At 61.4% G+C, this 16,745-nt stretch carries 9 protein-coding genes, 1 tRNA gene and 3 pseudogenes; 9 read left to right on the top strand and 4 right to left on the bottom strand.

Translation table 11 applies throughout. The features are described from left to right. Positions 1–62: 62 nt before the first annotated feature. From G8E03_RS06575 to cysG, 6 genes are read left to right on the top strand one after another with little or no spacing between them, the layout of a single operon-like run. A complete protein-coding gene (locus G8E03_RS06575; RefSeq protein WP_166189963.1) occupies positions 63–1,145 on the top strand; it encodes an ABC transporter permease in 1,083 nt (360 codons plus the stop codon). 5 nt (positions 1,146–1,150) lie between these two features. Further along, positions 1,151–2,833, top strand: coding sequence for an ABC transporter ATP-binding protein (locus G8E03_RS06570; RefSeq protein ID WP_205793366.1), 1,683 nt, complete (start codon positions 1,151–1,153; stop codon positions 2,831–2,833). A 5-nt stretch (positions 2,834–2,838) separates the two neighbouring features. Next, complete coding sequence (gene nirB / locus G8E03_RS06565) at positions 2,839–5,292, top strand: nitrite reductase large subunit NirB (protein WP_166189959.1); 2,454 nt, start codon at positions 2,839–2,841, stop codon at positions 5,290–5,292. Then, positions 5,289–5,621: a nitrite reductase small subunit NirD gene (nirD, locus tag G8E03_RS06560; RefSeq protein WP_166189957.1), complete on the top strand. Its 333-nt coding sequence runs from the start codon at positions 5,289–5,291 to the stop codon at positions 5,619–5,621. Before nirB ends, nirD begins: the two co-directional genes overlap by 4 nt. Further along, positions 5,618–8,245 (top strand): nitrate reductase, encoded by a 2,628-nt coding sequence (locus G8E03_RS06555; protein ID WP_166189955.1) that lies wholly within the window; start codon positions 5,618–5,620, stop codon positions 8,243–8,245. The genes nirD and G8E03_RS06555 overlap by 4 nt, the downstream gene beginning before the upstream one ends. Positions 8,246–8,266: 21 nt before the next feature. Further along, positions 8,267–9,673, top strand: a complete 1,407-nt coding sequence (gene cysG, locus G8E03_RS06550; protein ID WP_166189953.1) for a siroheme synthase CysG — start codon at positions 8,267–8,269, stop codon at positions 9,671–9,673. A 75-nt stretch (positions 9,674–9,748) separates the two neighbouring features. Here the strand turns inward: cysG and G8E03_RS06545 are convergent, their stop codons facing one another. After that, on the bottom strand, positions 9,749–11,674 hold the full coding sequence (locus tag G8E03_RS06545) for a PhoX family protein (RefSeq protein ID WP_166189950.1): 1,926 nt from the start codon (positions 11,672–11,674) through the stop codon (positions 9,749–9,751). 182 nt (positions 11,675–11,856) lie between these two features. Here G8E03_RS06545 and G8E03_RS17425 point away from each other — a divergent pair. Continuing rightward, positions 11,857–12,108, top strand: a pseudogene (locus G8E03_RS17425) (transposase); the annotation flags it as partial. Between the two features lie 216 nt (positions 12,109–12,324). Here G8E03_RS17425 and G8E03_RS06535 read toward each other — a convergent pair. Next, positions 12,325–13,299: pseudogene (locus G8E03_RS06535) on the bottom strand (IS3 family transposase). A gap of 226 nt (positions 13,300–13,525) precedes the next feature. Here G8E03_RS06535 and G8E03_RS06530 point away from each other — a divergent pair. After that, positions 13,526–14,866 (top strand): annotated as a pseudogene (locus tag G8E03_RS06530) (IS3 family transposase). Between the two features lie 33 nt (positions 14,867–14,899). On the opposite strand, the gene G8E03_RS17300 reads toward G8E03_RS06530, so the two are convergent. Together G8E03_RS17300 and G8E03_RS06525 are read right to left on the bottom strand one after the other, a co-directional pair. After that, on the bottom strand, positions 14,900–15,340 hold the full coding sequence (locus G8E03_RS17300; RefSeq protein ID WP_205793288.1) for a hypothetical protein: 441 nt from the start codon (positions 15,338–15,340) through the stop codon (positions 14,900–14,902). Between the two features lie 70 nt (positions 15,341–15,410). Further along, positions 15,411–15,485 (bottom strand) — tRNA-Gln (locus tag G8E03_RS06525). 110 nt (positions 15,486–15,595) lie between these two features. Here G8E03_RS06525 and G8E03_RS06520 point away from each other — a divergent pair. Then, positions 15,596–16,717: an iron-containing alcohol dehydrogenase gene (locus G8E03_RS06520; protein ID WP_166189946.1), complete on the top strand. Its 1,122-nt coding sequence runs from the start codon at positions 15,596–15,598 to the stop codon at positions 16,715–16,717. Positions 16,718–16,745 lie beyond the last annotated feature (28 nt).

Here is a 16,745-nt window from a genome sequence, read left to right as displayed (position 1 = left end):
TGCGTGTCCGGGCCGCACCGCTGGCCCGGACCTGTCCCCTTGAGCCGGAAGGTATTTGAACGATGATCACCGCCGACCCACAAGTCGAGATCGAGGCCGCCCGCACGGCGCGGCGCGCCCGTCTTTTCACGCGCATCAACGCCGTGGATAAATGGCTGCAGGTTCTGGGCCTTGCCTGGCTGACCCCTGTTTTCAAGGCGGCAGCGGGCGATAATCCCCGCGCGCAGATGGGCGAGATCTGGCGACAGCTTGGCGTGCCGCTTCTGGCCATTGCCGCCTTCCTGATGATGTGGGCCACGCTGGCCCCCACGGTGCAGACCTCGCTGGGCGCGATCCCCGGTCCGGGCGCAGTGTGGGAGGAAGCCGTCAACCTGCACGAAGATGCGCGCGCCAAGGCCGCACGCGCCGAGCAGTTCCAGACCCAGGTCGATGCCCGCAACCAACGCATGATCGAGGCGGGTCGCCCCGAGGACGTGCGCGATGTGCCCTATACCGGCGCACCCAGCTATTACCAGCAGATCTGGACCTCAATCCAGACGGTGTTCTTCGGCTTTCTGATTGCCACGGCCATCGCAGTGCCTCTGGGCATCGCCGCGGGCCTGTCGGCGACGGCAAATGCAGCCCTGAACCCGCTGATCCAGATTTTCAAGCCGGTCAGCCCGCTTGCCTGGCTGCCCATCGTCACCATGGTGGTCTCGGCGGTTTACACCACGAATGACGGTCTGTTCGCGAAATCGTTCCTCGTCTCCGCGATCACCGTGACGCTGTGTTCGCTTTGGCCGACGCTGATCAATACGGCGCTTGGCGTGGCCTCCATCGACAAGGATCTCGTCTCCGTTTCCAAGGTGCTCAAGATGAACACCTGGACCAAGATCACCAAGCTGGTGTTGCCCTCGTCGCTGCCGCTGATCTTCACCGGCTTGCGGCTCAGCCTCGGTGTGGGTTGGATGGTGCTGATCGCGGCGGAGATGCTTGCCCAGAACCCCGGCCTCGGCAAATTTGTCTGGGACGAGTTCCAGAACGGGTCATCGTCGAGCCTGGCCAAGATCATGGTGGCGGTCTTCACCATCGGGATCATCGGCTTCCTGCTCGACCGGGTGATGTATGCGCTGCAATCGCTCTTCACCTTCTCGAAAAATCGGTGAGCGCGATGGGTATCCTGACATTCGAAAATGTTTCCAAGGGGTTTGGAGGGGGCGCCCATCGGGTGGAGGTGTTGAAAAACATCTCCCTCGATGTGGCGGAGGGCGAATTCGTCGCGATCCTCGGCTTCTCGGGCACCGGCAAATCCACCCTCATGAACCTCATCGCGGGACTGGAATCCCCCGACAGCGGCACCGTCACCTTCAAAGGCGCGCCGATCACCGGGCCGGGGCCGGAGCGGGGATTGGTCTTTCAGTCCTATTCGCTGATGCCGTGGCTGACGGTGCAAGGCAATGTGATGCTCGCGGTGGAGGCGGTCTATCCCAAGCTTTCCAAGGCCGAAAAGACAACCAAGGCAGATCACTATATCCAAATGGTGGGTCTGAGCCACGCGGCGACGCGCCGCCCGGCCGAACTGTCAGGCGGGATGCGTCAGCGCGTCTCCGTCGCTCGTGCGCTGGCCATGGACCCTGAAATGCTGCTGCTCGATGAGCCGCTTTCGGCGCTCGATGCGCTGACGCGGGCCAATCTGGCGGATGAGATCCTCGATATCTGGGAGCAGGACAAGAAGACCTGCATCCTCATCACCAATGACGTGGACGAAGCCATTCTGCTGGCCGATCGTATCGTGCCGCTCAACCCCGACGGAACCTTGGGGGAGCCGGTGAGCGTCACCATTCCCCGCCCGCGCGACCGCATCGCGATGAACAGCGATGAAACGTTCAAGGCGTTGCGCGCGCAGGTCACATCCTACCTTGTGGACGTGGGCATAGAGGCGAAGATCGAGGAAACCCGGACCCTGCCCAGCGTAACCCCGATCCACGGGTTGCCCAGCGCGGTGGCGACTGCCGGTGCCTCCGGCGTGACCGAGCGCTATGTCGATTTCTCGCAGGTGCACAAGGTTTATCCCACCCCGAAGGGGCCGCTTACGGTGGTCGAGGATTTCAACCTCAAGCTTCGCAAGGGGGAGTTCGTCTCGCTTATCGGGCATTCGGGCTGCGGCAAGTCCACGGTGCTGACCATGGCCGCGGGACTGAACGAAATCTCGAAGGGCGTGATCGCCCTCGACGGGCGCGGCGTGCTGGGCGCGGATCCCGAGCGGGCCGTGGTCTTCCAGTCACCCAACCTGTTCCCATGGCTCAGCGCGAAGGAAAACGTCGCCATCGGCGTGGACAAGGTCTATCCCCGTGCATCGCGCGCCGAACGGCAGGACGTGATCGAATACTACCTCGAACGGGTCGGACTGGCCGATGCGATGGACAAGCAGGCCAGCTCCCTCTCCAACGGTATGAGGCAGCGGGTCGGCATCGCCCGGGCCTTCGCGCTCAGCCCCAAGCTGCTGCTTCTGGATGAACCGTTCGGCATGCTCGACAGCCTGACCCGTTGGGAGCTGCAGGAGGTCCTGATGGAGGTCTGGTCCCGCACCAAGGTCACGGCGATCTGCGTGACCCATGACGTGGACGAGGCGATCCTGCTGGCCGACCGCGTGGTGATGATGACCAACGGTCCGCAAGCGACCATCGGCAAGATCACCGAGGTCGATCTGCCCCGTCCCCGCACGCGCAAGGCGCTGCTGGAGCATCCCGATTACTACACCTACCGGCAGGAAGTGTTGGATTTCCTCAAGGAATATGAGCACGGCACCAAGCCGAAGACATCACCCGCCCCCGCGGCGGTAGCAGCGGAGTGAACGATATGAGCAAACAGAAACTCGTTATCATCGGCGCGGGCATGGCCACGGGCCGCGTGCTTGAACACCTCACCGATTCAGGCGCGGACGGGGATTCAGGCGTGGACTGGGACATCACCCTGTTCAACGCCGAGCCGCGCGGAAACTACAACCGCATCATGCTGTCCCCTGTCCTGTCGGGCGAGAAAACCTATGAGGACATCATCACCCATGATGAGGCCTGGTATGTCGAGCGCGGGGTGACCTGCCGCTTTGGCGAGCGTGTGATGCAGATCGACCGCGAGGCCAAGGTCGTGCGCGCGCCGAACGGCGATGTGCCCTATGACAAACTGGTGCTGGGCACCGGCTCCGACCCATTCATCATCCCCCTGCCCGGTCATGATCTGGACGGCGTGATCGCCTATCGCGACCTGGAAGACACCCAGAAGATGATGGAGACGGGCGCAGGCAAGCGCGTCGTCGTCATCGGCGGCGGATTGCTGGGGCTGGAGGCGGCAGCCGGCATGGCCGCACGCGGTGCCGAGGTCACGGTGGTGCACATCATGGGCCACCTGATGGAGCGGCAGCTGGACGAGGCGGCAAGCTATCTGCTCAAAACCTCGCTGGAGAAAAAGGGCATCACCATCCGGCTGATGGCGAACTCCACTGCCATTCTGGGCGAAAACGGCCATGTCCGCGCCCTGCAACTGGACGGGGGTGAGGAATTGCCCTGCGACCTGCTGGTCATGGCGGTGGGCATCCGGCCCTCCGTCACGCTTGCCAAGGACGCAGGCTTGGCCGTCGGGCGCGGCGTGCATGTGGACGATCAGCTTGTCACTTCGGACGAGGACATCCTCGCCGTGGGTGAGTGTGTCGAGCATGACGGCGCGGTCTTCGGCCTCGTGGCGCCGCTCTACGATCAGGCGAAGGTCGCGGCGCAAACGCTGATGGGTCAGCAGGCGGTGTTCATGCAGAAAACCCTCTCCACTAAGCTGAAGGTGACAGGCTGCGATCTGTTCAGCGCCGGTGATTTCGCAGAGGGCGAAGGTCGCGAGGATATCGTCTTTCGCGACCCCGCGCGCGGCATCTACAAACGCCTCGTGATCGAGAATGACACGCTGGTCGGCGCTGTGATGTATGGCGACACGGCGGATGGCAACTGGTTCTTCGGGCTGATCAAGGACGGCACAGACATCGCGGAGATGCGCGAAACCCTGATCTTCGGGCCGGCCTTTCAGGGGGGCTCCCCCGCGGACCCTCTCTCAGCCGTTGCAGCCTTGCCGCTTGATGCGGAAATCTGTGGCTGCAACGGCATTTGCAAAGGCAAGATCGTGGATGCGATCGGGGCGGGATCAGGCGATCTGGCAGCCGTGCGCGCAACGACCAAGGCCAGTGCGTCCTGCGGGACCTGCACGGGATTGGTGGAACAATTGCTCGAAGTCACGCTCGGCGATGACTACGCCGCACCCCAATCCGCCGCGATTTGCGGCTGCACCGATCTCAGCCATGAGGATGTGCGCCTGCTTATCAGAACCAAGGAGCTGAAATCACAGCCCGCCGTCTGGCAGGAACTTGGCTGGAGCACGCCCAATGGCTGCCATGTCTGTCGCCCGGCAGTGAATTTCTATCTGATCGCAGATTGGCCGGTGGAATATCAGGACGACCCGCAAAGTCGCTTCATCAATGAGCGTAAGCACGCCAACATCCAGAAGGACGGCACCTTCAGCGTCGTGCCGCGCATGTGGGGCGGGATCACCAACGCGGCTGAATTGCGCGCAATCGCCGATGCGGCGGACAAATACAATGTGCCCACGGTGAAGGTGACCGGCGGCCAGCGCATCGACCTGCTGGGCGTCAAGGGCGAGGATCTGCCCGCCATGTGGGCCGATCTGGGCCGCGCGGGCCTCGTATCGGGCCACGCCTATTCCAAGGGTCTGCGCACGGTAAAAACCTGCGTCGGCACCGATCATTGCCGCTTTGGAACGCAGGATTCCACCGGCCTGGGCATCCGGCTTGAACGCGCATTGTGGGGCAGCTGGACGCCGCACAAGGTCAAGCTTGGCGTATCGGGTTGCCCGCGCAATTGCGCGGAGGCGACCTGCAAGGATATCGGCATCGTCTGCGTGGACAGCGGATATCAGATCGGCGTCGGCGGGGCCGCTGGCATGGACCTCAAGGAAATCCAGCGCCTGGCCGAGGTGGAGACGGAGGAAGAGGCGATGGACGTCATCATCGCCTTTGTCCAGCTCTACCGCGAGCAGGCCAAATATCTCGACCGGATCTACAAGTGGATCGACAAGGTCAGCCTCGATTGGACGCGTGAGCGGGTCGTCGATGATATCGAGGAGCGTGCTGCACTGGTCGCGCGGTTCGAACTCTCCCAATCCATCTATCGCCGCGATCCGTGGGCGGATGAGGCCAAGAAGGCTCAGACAAAATACGAACCTCTCGCAGATCTGACATTGGAGGCGGCGGAATGAACTGGCTCGACATAGGCGCGGTGGACGACATCCCCCTGCGCGGCGCACGCATCGTAAAGACCAAGGCAGGCTGCGTGGCCGTTTTTCGCACGGACGTGGAGGAGGTCTTCGCGGCCTCCAACACCTGCCCGCACAAGGCCGGCCCGCTGGCCGAGGGGATCGTGCACGGGCAAAAGGTCACTTGCCCGCTGCACAACTGGGTGTTCGACCTGAACACCGGGAAGGCGCAGGGCGCGGACGAAGGCCGGATCGACACCTATCCGGTGCGGATCGAGACGGGCCGCATCCTGCTCGACGCGACGAAGCTGCTGGCCCGGCAAGCGGCATGAGCACGCCGTGCGACATCCGTTCCACCTGCCCCTATTGCGGCGTGGGATGCGGGGTTTTGTTGAGCCCGGACGGTGCGGGCGGCCTGGCCGTGCGCGGCGATCCGGAACACCCGGCCAATCATGGGCGGCTCTGCTCAAAAGGCACCGCCCTGGGTGAGACGCTCGGGTCCGATGGCCGCCTGCTGACCCCCCGGATCGGTGGGCAAACAGCCGACTGGGACACCGCGCTCAATCTGGTGGCGGGCAAGTTTACGGACGCGATTGCCGAACACGGGCCCGACAGCGTGGCCTTCTACGTCTCCGGCCAGTTGCTGACGGAGGATTACTACGTCGCGAACAAGCTGATGAAGGGTTTCATCGGTTCTGCGAATATCGACACGAATTCACGGCTTTGCATGTCCTCTACCGTGGCGGGACATAAACGTGCCTTCGGGACGGACACGGTGCCGGGCACCTATGAGGATCTTGATCAGGCCGACCTTGTGGTGCTGGTCGGCTCCAACCTCGCGTGGTGCCACCCGGTGCTACACCAACGTCTGCTGGCCGCGCGGCAAAGGCGCGGCACCAGGATCGTCGTCATCGACCCCCGCCGCACGGCAACCTGCGACGGGGCGGACCTGCATCTTGCTCTTGCACCCGGCTCTGACGTGGCCCTGTTCAACCACCTTCTGGCCGAGATCGACCGCACGGGCCACGTCTCCACCGACCTTGCCGCCACGGTCACCGGGTTCGAGGCGGCTCTGGCAGCCGCGCTTGCGGATGATGTCGGGGTCACCGGCCTCAACCCCGACGACCTCGCCACATTTTGCAAGCTGTGGATCGGCACCGAAAGGGTCGTCACCGTCTTCTCCCAAGGCGTGAACCAGTCCAGTTCCGGCTCCGACAAGGTGAACGCGATCCTAAATTGCCATCTGGCGACGGGGCGGATCGGCAAGCCGGGGATGGGGCCGTTCTCCGTCACCGGTCAACCCAACGCGATGGGCGGGCGTGAGGTCGGCGGGCTGGCCAACATGCTTGCCTGTCATCTCGATCTCGAAAACACCTCCCACCGTGCGGCGGTGAGCGGGTTCTGGGACGCGCCCGTACCGCTTCCCGATGCACCGGGGCTCAAGGCAGTGGATATGTTCAGGGCCGTGGGCGACGGGCGCATCAAGGCCCTGTGGATCGTCCACACCAATCCCGCCGTGACCATGCCGGATGCCGACGCCGTGGCCGACGCCATCGCGGCCTGCCCCTTCGTCGTGGTCAGCGACATCACGGGCGATACCGACACCGCGCGACTGGCCGATGTGCTGCTGCCCGCCGCCTGTTGGGCCGAGAAATCAGGCACCGTCACCAATTCCGACCGCACCATCAGCCGCCAGCGCGCAGCTTTGCCCGCCCCCGGCGCGGCTCGCCCCGACTGGCGGATCATGGCGCAGGTCGCACAGCGCATGGGCTGGCGTGACGCCTTCGATTGGCAGAGCGAGGCGGAGATTTTTCGCGAATATGCACGTCTTTCTGCGGTCGCAGCCAGCTTCGGCCGCGACTTCGACATTTCTGCCCTCGCCGATCTGGATGAGCCGGGCTACGGCGCCCTGCCTCCCACCCGCTGGCCCGTAACCGGGCGCGACGATGCGGAACGTTTCTTCGCGGATGGGCGGTATTTCCACCCTGACGGAAAGGCCCGGATGCTACCGCTGACCCATCGTGCGCCAGCCGCGCGGACCAGCCCAAAATATCCGTTTCGCCTCAACACCGGCCGGATTCGCGATCAGTGGCATACCATGACACGCACGGCACGCGCGCCGCGCCTGTCAGCGCATCTGGGCGAACCCTTTCTGGACATTCATCCCGATGATGCGGCAGACCTCAACCTCATCCCCGGTGCGCTGGTCACGGTGGCCAGCCCCACCGGTCGCACGATTTTCCGCGCCCGCCAGACCGATGCCGTGGCACCCGGTCAGGTCTTCGCCCCCATCCACTGGACCGGCGACACGGCCCCGAGTGCCCGCGTCGATACACTGATCCCGGCGGCATATGACCCCGTGTCAGGCCAACCGGAAAGCAAGGCGGCAGTGGTTTCGGTCACACCCTTCAGGGCCGCCTGGTACGGCTTTGCCATCTCTGCCGGCCCCATCACACCCGACAGCACCTATTGGGCCCGCGCCCGCACACCCCACGGGTGGCGGGCGGAGCTGGCAGGCGCTGCACCATTGGGTGATGTAGAGACGATGGCGCGCGCGCTCTTTGCGCTGCCCGACAGTGACCTTCAGCAGATCAGCGACCCTGCAAAGGGCCAGCACCGGCTCGCCTTTCACCGCGATGGCGTGCTGGAGGCCGCGCTATTCCTCTCACCCACCCCGGTGGTGGCGATGCGCGATTACCTGGCCCAGCTACCGGGCACGGACGCGCCGACCGTGCTGTCGGGCCGCCGCCCCGGCGATCAGGCCGACCCCGGCCCAGTGCTGTGCGCCTGCCTTTCAGTCGGGGTGAACACGATCCTGTCCGCCGTCGAGACCGGCGAGCATCTCACCGTGGAATCGATCGGAGAGGCGCTTGGAGCAGGCACCAATTGCGGCTCCTGCCGCCCCGAAATCGCCGAACTGATCTCGCGTGCCCGCCGCCCGCTCGCCGCTGAATAAGTCCTGCCAAGGAGTATTGTGATGAAAAGCTTTCCCATGTTCATCCGCACCACCGACCGCCGGGTCGTCATCGTCGGCGGGGGGGAGCAGGCGGCACAAAAGACACGCCTGATCCTCAAGACCGATGCACGCATCATCCTGGCCGCGCCCAGGCTGGAGGACGAACTGGCAGGCGCCGTCGCGCAAGGCACCGTGGAATGGAGCGCAGGCCCCGTCACGCTGGCCACGTTCGAGGGAGCCGCCATGGCCTTCATCGCCACCGGTTGCCCGGCTCACGATGCCGCGCTTCATGCATTGGCCACGGCGGCGCGCTGCCCGGTCAATGTCGTAGACCGCCCTGATCTTTGCGACATCACCACGCCGTCCCTCGTGGATCGCGATCCGGTCGTGGTCGCCATCGGGACGGAGGGCACCGCCCCCGTGCTCGCCCGGCAGATAAAGACGCAGATCGAGCAATCTCTGGCCCCCTCTCTGGGTGGACTTGCCGCCTTTTCCGGTCGATTGCGCGGGGCCGTGGCGCGCGATATCCCGCGCGCGCGGCGTCGTGCCTTCTGGGCCTGGGTTTTCAACGGCTCCCCGCGCCGCAAGTGGATCGCGGGGCAGGAACATCACGCAATCACCGAGGTGAAATCGGCGCTGGAGGCAGGCGGCACATTCCAGCAGGAGGCCAAAGGCTCCATTGCGCTGGTCGGTGCCGGGCCGGGCGCGCGCGACCTGCTGACCCTGCGCGCGGTGGAGCGGTTGCAGGAGGCGGATGTGATCTTCTACGACCGGCTCGTCAGCGAAGACGTGCTGGAGCTTGCCCGCCGCGATGCCGAGCGTGTCTTCGTCGGCAAGGTCGTGGGCGCACATGCCTGGCCGCAGGAGCGGATCAACGCCATCATCGTGGCCGAAGCGCGCAAGGGGCGCCGGGTCGTCCGCCTGAAATCCGGCGATCCGGGCATTTTCGGGCGCGCGGCTGAGGAAATCGACGCGGCCCGTGAGGCCGGAATAGACGTGGAGATCGTGCCGGGCATCACTGCGGCCTGCGGGGCCGCCGCCGCCGCCGGGCTACCCCTGACGGAGCGTGGCGTTGCCGATACGCTGGTGCTGGCCACCGGCATGGCGCGGGAGGGCGCGGCCCTGCCCGATACGCTGCGCCATACCGGCCCCGGCACGACCACCGTGCTCTACATGGCCGTGGCCCAGGCCCCACGCCTGAGGGATGAGTTGATGGCAAGCGGTCTGCCCGCACAGGCGCAGGTGACCATCGGGGCCGACATCTCCAAGGGGTCGCAGCAGATTCTCAAGACCACGATCACGATCCTGCCCGACACCTTGGCCGAACATGGCATCACCGGCTGCGCCGTGCTGATCATCACTTGGCCGGCGGCAGAAGTGACGCAACAGGGCATACCGGCGGCTCGCCCCATGCTCGCAACCGTTTGAAAGTTGGCGAAGACCTTCACCGCCCACGGGCTGTAATGTCTCAGGCGAAATACTCCGCCTGAGACAATGCCGAAATTAGCCGACCAATGCGTTGTCCACCCGCTTCACCGTCACAATGGACGAGCGGGGAAGCGCCCCCTCACCATCAGGAAACGGCGCGGCAGGGTGCTGGATGCCCACGAACATCGTGCGGCGATCAGCGGACCAGGTAAGGCCAGTGACCTCTGATCCATTGGGGCCGGTGAGGAAGCGGCGAATCTCACCCGTCACAGGATCACCAGCCAACATCTGGTTGTTGCCCATGCCCAGGAAATCACCTTCGTTATCGTCGTTTCCATCTGTCTGGATCCAGATCATGCCCGTGCTGTCGATCTGCATGCCGTCAGGGGAATTGAACAGGTTGCCAGCGTTGATATTGGCCGTGCCTGCATACAGCCCCTCGGTATAGACCGTGGGATTGCCCGCCATGACATAGAGATCCCAGTCAAAGGTCGACGCCGCGTGATCATCGTGATGCGGCCGCCAGCGTACGATCTGGCCATAATTGTTGACCTCACGCGGATTGGGCGCGTTCACCACCATCGGCTCACCCGCAGCGTTGGTGCGGACGGACCCATCATCGTTCGTCGCGCCCCGCCGTGAGTTGTTGGTCAGGCAGCAATACGCCTCGATCGCAGTGGGGTTCACGGCGATCCACTCAGGACGATCCATGGTGGTCGCGCTGACCTGAGTCGCCGCGATCCGGGTGAAGATCGCGATTTCAGCGGCAGACATGCCGGTATCCTCTGGCGTCAGGGCGATCCATGTGCCGGTCATATCGTCATTGAATTTGGCAACATAAAGCTGACCTTCGCTCAGCAAGGTCGAGGTATCCCCGCCCGGGGTGTACACATCGCGGCTCACCCACTTGTACATGTATTCGCCACGTTCATCATCGCCCATGTAGACCACAACGCGACCATCCGGTGCGACGACCGAAGCTGCGTTCTCATGCTTGAAACGGCCCAGAGCGGTGCGTTTGATCGGTGTCGAGGTGGGGTCTGAGGGGTCAATCTCCACGATATATCCGGCGCGGTGCGGCTCGTTCGGCTCCTTCGACAGATCGAAGCGCGCGTCGAAGCCATGATAGTTGTAGCGACCCGGGTCGATCTCGGTATTGACGCCGTAGCGTGCGAAACCGTCGGCTGTTGCGTCCTCCAGAGTCAGTTCAGATGTGGTTCCGAAATAGCTGTTGAAGTTTTCCTCGCAGGTCAGATAGGTGCCCCACGGCGTGCGCCCCGAGCCGCAGTTGTTGAATGTGCCTAGTGACGTGGTACCGGTGGGGTCGGCGCTGGTTTTCATCAGGTCGTGGCCAGCAGCCGGGCCGTCGATCTGCATTGGCGTGCGGTGGTGAATGCGACGGTTATAGGGGCTGTCGACAACGACCTTCCATCCTTCGTCGCCCTCGGTCACCTCCATCACGGTCACGCCCTGAAAGTTCTGTAGCCGTGTCACATCATCGGCTGAGGCTGGTTGGCCATTCTGCTCCGCAGGCAGGTTGATCCCTCCGTTTACGTATTCGGAGTTCACAACCAGCAGCTCCTTCCCGCCGATCACGAACAGCTCCATCCCATCGGTGTTCTCACCGAAGACACGATCGGAACCTTCGGTGGGGATACCCGTGGCCGCATCGAAGGCGGGCGCGTCCGAGAACAGCGGATCGCCCCAGCGCGCCAGCACGTCCCAGCGATAGCCATTGGGGACGTGGACGGTGCCGTCAGTCTGCGGGGTGATTTGCTCGAAAGCGAACCGAGACGTTTGCTGCGCCTCTGCGGCAGTGCCCGTCAGCACGCCGGCACCCATGACAGCGGCGCCAGAGCCAAAGGCCAATGCCCCGCCCAGAAAGCCCCTGCGTGAGATCGCGCTTTCGACCACAGCGTCGAAACCCTGTATGGTGGGACGCGGGAACTTCAGCTCGTCTTCATCGTCAAAAGACAATTCATCATAGTTAATGTGGGACATATCCTGGCTTCCTGATCGGGTGCTACTGACGCGAAAACTAGGAGGTGATATCGACAGTTTTGTAACAGGAATGTTTGGGATTTGTGAAAGCACGGTCCAAGCGCGGTTTCAGCCGCCACGTGAGGTGCCGCTAGATTTGTAGACGCTTTGCTTGGTAATTTTTAAGCCAAGGAGAGACGGATATGAGCAAGGGCATTCGATTTACGGATGAGTTCAAGAAAGACGCTGTGGCACAGGTTGTCGAGCGTGGATATGCGGTCAGCGAGGTGGCTGAGCGGCTCGGGATCAGCACCAAGTCACTGTACACGTGGAAGGCGCAGTTTGCGAAGTCACCACGCGTCCGATCTGAGATTGCGCAACAGGCTGCTGAGATCAAGCGGCTGAAGCGAGAGCTGGCCCGGGTGACCGAGGAACGCACCATTCTAAAAAAGGCGACCGCGTACTTCGTGCGAGAGTCTCCTCTCTCGTGGTTTGCCAGCAAAGGAATCGCCCCGAGTTTGCCGGAGACCTATAGCTTCATTTCACGCGACCATATCGAGCACGTCGCACTGTGCATAGAAGTTTTCTTCGGCCTCGGCTGGCGGGATATTCTTTTCGAACAGATTAGCAGGGGTAATCCCCCCATCTTTAATAGGGTTCAGCCGTAAAATTCAGGCGGCTGTTTTCAGTTGCATTGCGGGTGTTATGCCGCCGATGCCCATGTTGGGTCGCTCATTGTTGTGAGTCCGGAGCCATACCGTGGCCTGCTCCTGTGCCTCCTCGATGGTTTCAAAGATGTACTGGCTGAGCCATTCGCCGCGAACCGCGCGGTTGTAGCGCTCGATGTAGGTATTTTGTTGGGGCTTTCCGGGTTGGATGTATTCGAGCCTAACGCCTTTTTTTTCGGCCCATTCCATGAGCTTTCCGCGCCACTCCATGATCTGGCGCAAGCTGCGCACGATCCGCTCGGCGGGCAGTGAGAAGTCCACTTCCGTGCACAAACCCTCGCGATTGAAGTCATCCAGTACGTTCAATGTCCGGATCGACCTGCCGTCAGAGAGCTGATCGGCCATAAAATCCATCGACCACGTCTCATTTGGCTTGTCACGCTTCAGCCGTTTCTTAGGTTTGATCCATAGATTCAGCTCCAGTTCGCAGTAAATCCGGTACACGCGTTTATGGTTCCAATAGCCCTGCACGTTGCGCAGATATAGAAAGCACAGGCCAAAGCCCTAGGTGCGCTTGTTTGCCGTCAGACGTTCCAACCAATCGGCGATCTCCTCGTTCTCAGTGCTCATGGTTGGACTGTAGCGATATCAGGTCTCACTGATCTGGAACGTGCGGCACGCCAGCGCGACACACACCCCATGCACCGCCACCACTTTCACGACCATCTCTCGTCGATGAGACGGCCTCAAGACTTTTTCCGAGAGCTTCCTTGCACAACTCATCTGCATGCTCATCTCCGCATACATCTTCTTGAGGCCGCGGTTCTGCTCGGCCATGTCCTTTATCTCTGCGATAAGTGACGCGTCCATACCGCCAAATTTCGCCCGCCATTTGTAAAAGCTGGCACTGCTCATCCCATACTCCCGGCAAAGCTCAGAGACCGGCACACCACCCTCCGCCTGCTTCAACACAGCCATGATCTGCGCCTCGCTAAATCGTCCCGTTCTTCATCGTAAATATCCTCAGATATCTTGCCGAGAAAATTCGGCTTCCGCATCCCCTTAAGATCGGGGGGGATTACCCAAACCTGTCCGAAAAGATGAGACCACTTTACTGTTTGTCTGACGTCAGCACCCATGGCACAGATTTGTGGATTTGAATAAGGAAGGATTTCTGGTTCATCTTATCGATTAGGAGATCGAGATGACAAAGAAACCCCAGACGTCGAAAGACGCCGCCGAAAAGGTGGTTAAGAACATCCGCCGCAAGACGCGGCAAACCTATTCATCTGAAGAAAAGATCCGCATTGTATTGGCAGGCCTGCGCGGCGAGGAAAGCATCTCGGTGCTATGCCGCAGGGAGGGTATTGCTGAAAGCCTGTATTATAGCTGGTCGAAGGAATTTCTCGAAGCTGGCAAGCGCCGGTTATCTGGCGACACGGCGCGACAGGCCACATCGCCTGAGGTAAAGGATTTGCGTTCTGAGGCTTTGGCCCTGAAAGAATGCGTCGCTGATCTGACCCTTGAAAACCGTCTGCTCAAAAAAAGCATGACAGGGGCTGGGGAGTTCGCGGAATGAGGTACCCTGCATCTGAGAAGCTTGAGATTATCCGCACCGTTGAGGGGTCACATCTGCCAGTCAAGCAGACCCTCGACATGCTGGGTATCCCACGCACAACATTCTATCGATGGTATGATCTCTATGTCGACTTTGGCCTGGATGGGCTGGCTGATAGGTCCCCACGCCCAGGATCGGTCTGGAACCGCATTCCTAATGTCCGTCGTGATGACCTGATTGGAACATGAGGCCCTGACCACACGGGAACTTGCCGTCAAATACACCGATGAGAAGCGGTATTTTATCTCTGAGTCATCGGCTTACCGTATTTTGAAAGCGGCTGATCTAATCACCGCACCGGACTACGTGGTGATCAAGGCCGCTGATGAGTTCACAGACAAAACGACGGCAATCAACGAGATGTGGCAGACTGACTTCACCTACTTCAAGATCATTGGCTGGGGTTGGTATTATCTCAGCACGATCCTGGACGATTACAGCCGCTACATCATCGCCTGGAAGCTCTGCACAAATATGCGGGCCGAAGATGTGACAGACACGATTGAACTGGCTCTGACAGCATCAGGCTGCGACCAGGCCATTGTGCGGCACAAGCCACGTCTGCTCAGCGACAACGGCTCATGCTACATCTCAGCCGATCTGGCCAAGTGGTTGGAGGATCAGAAAATGACGCATGTCCGCGGCGCGCCATTCCACCCGCAGACCCAAGGCAAGATCGAACGCTGGCACCAGACCATGAAGAACAGGGTTCTGCTCGAGAACTACTACCTACCCGGTGATCTCGAACGCCAAATAGGGGCCTTCGTCGATTACTACAACAACCAACGCTACCACGAGAGCCTAAACAACGTCACACCGGCCGACGTCTACTTCGGGCGAGACAAAGCCATTCTAAGGGAAAGGGCAAAGATCAAGAAACAGACAATCCGACAACGCCGCTTGCAACATCAAAAACAAGCAGCATAATCAATCATACAAACGAGCCAGAGCCTCCAATGCTCAAGCCGCTCTGATGTCCCATTTTATATGACGACGGACACGCTGCATCAACTGTTCCTCTCGCGCATCTTGCGGGCCACGACCTAAGGTTCGCCCAGCCGATTGCGCGACAGTCTCCCGCGCTTCGGAGGCCGAAAGCCAGCCCTTCAAGGTTTCGACCTCCGTGGAAATCCGGCCGAGGTCTTCTAACCTCAAACCTTCCAGTGACAATCGCTCCGCATCCTCTGGCAGCAGGATCGACGCTGTTCCACGTGCCGCAACCAATTCAAACGCGGCCCTCTTGACCCTCTCATCTGCCATCCGCTCGAGCCATTCCTTCGGACATTGATCCAGCGATGGACATGGGTCGGCAATCTCATTCTCTAGACTCCTGATGGAGCCGAAAGGATCGTGTCGCTTAGAACTGAAAGCGGGAGTATCGCACAAATGAATCACACCCATGTATCGCAGTGGGAGAATATGGGATGGCAAAAACCCGTTTTTATTAAGCATTGCAATGGCTTGGAAAGCCTGGCTGGGGTGGTAGGATTCGAACCTACGATACACGGTACCAAAAACCGATGCCTTACCGCTTGGCTACACCCCAACAGGTCAGGGGGTTATTAGTGGTGGCGGAACGGGGCTGCAAGTGGAAAATGCCCTCAGAAAGGTGCGATCGGTCTTGAGGGTCGTATCTGCGGACAGGGAGCCTACGACATGCAGGAATTTACCTTCTCAACGACAGGACGGATCGTCTTTGCGGCAGGGGCGTCGGATCGGCTGGGTGCCCTTGCAGCAGAATTGGGCGTGCAGCATGTGGGCCTGGTGACAGACCGCACTGTGAGGGAGCTGAACCTCACGAAATCCGCTGAAAAATCAATGCACTCTGCCGGGTTGAAGGTGAGCGTCTATGACGGGACCAGTCCTGATCCGACCGAGGATATGCTGGAGGATGCGTTAAAGCAGCTTGCCGGTTGCGACGGAATCGTGTCGATCGGTGGGGGGTCTTCGCTGGACATCGCGAAGCTGGTCGCGGTGCGATTGTGCAGTTCTCAGCCTTTGGCGCAGATGTACGGCGTGGGAAATGTCACCGGCGCGCGATTGCCGTTGATTCTTGTGCCTACGACGGCGGGCACGGGATCGGAGGTTACACCGATTTCGATCCTGACGACGCGCACGCAGGAAAAAATGGGCGTGGTCAGTGAGGTTCTGCTGCCGGACATTGCGCTGCTCGATCCTGATCTGACCCTTGGGCTGCCCCGCTCGGTGACTGCGGCGACGGGTGTGGACGCGATGGTTCATGCGATTGAGGCCTATACCTCGAAATTGAAAAAGAACCCGGTTTCGGACGCTCTCGCGCGGGAGGCTTTGCGGCTGTTGGGGGGCAATATCAAGCGCGTGTGCAGCCATCCCGATGATGCGGACGCGCGCGGCGCCATGCTTTTGGGCTCCTGCCTCGCCGGGCAGGCATTTGCCAACGCGCCGGTGGCGGCGGTCCATGCGCTGGCCTATCCGCTGGGCGGTCAGTTTCATGTGCCGCACGGGTTGTCCAACTGCCTCGTCCTGCCGGAGGTGCTGGCGTTCAACGCTCCTCAGGCCTCAGAGCTATATGATGAATTGGCGCGGATCCTCTTCGAGGACGGGGTTACGCTGGCCGACGGATTTCGTGCGCTCGCGCCGGAAATAGGGCTGGTCACGACCCTGCGCGATGTCGGTGTCGGGGAACATCATCTGGAAGGTCTGGCCCGTGATGCCATGAAGCAAACGCGCCTTCTGGTGAACAATCCGCGTGAAGTGACCTATGCGGACGCGCTTGAAATTTATCGCGCGGTTTTCTAGCGGTTCGGGTGCCATGAGGCGGCTGCCC

This window comes from Pontivivens nitratireducens (assembly GCF_011290545.1).
GTDB lineage: Bacteria > Pseudomonadota > Alphaproteobacteria > Rhodobacterales > Rhodobacteraceae > Pontivivens > Pontivivens nitratireducens.
This window is presented reverse-complemented; position numbering and strand designations above follow the sequence as displayed.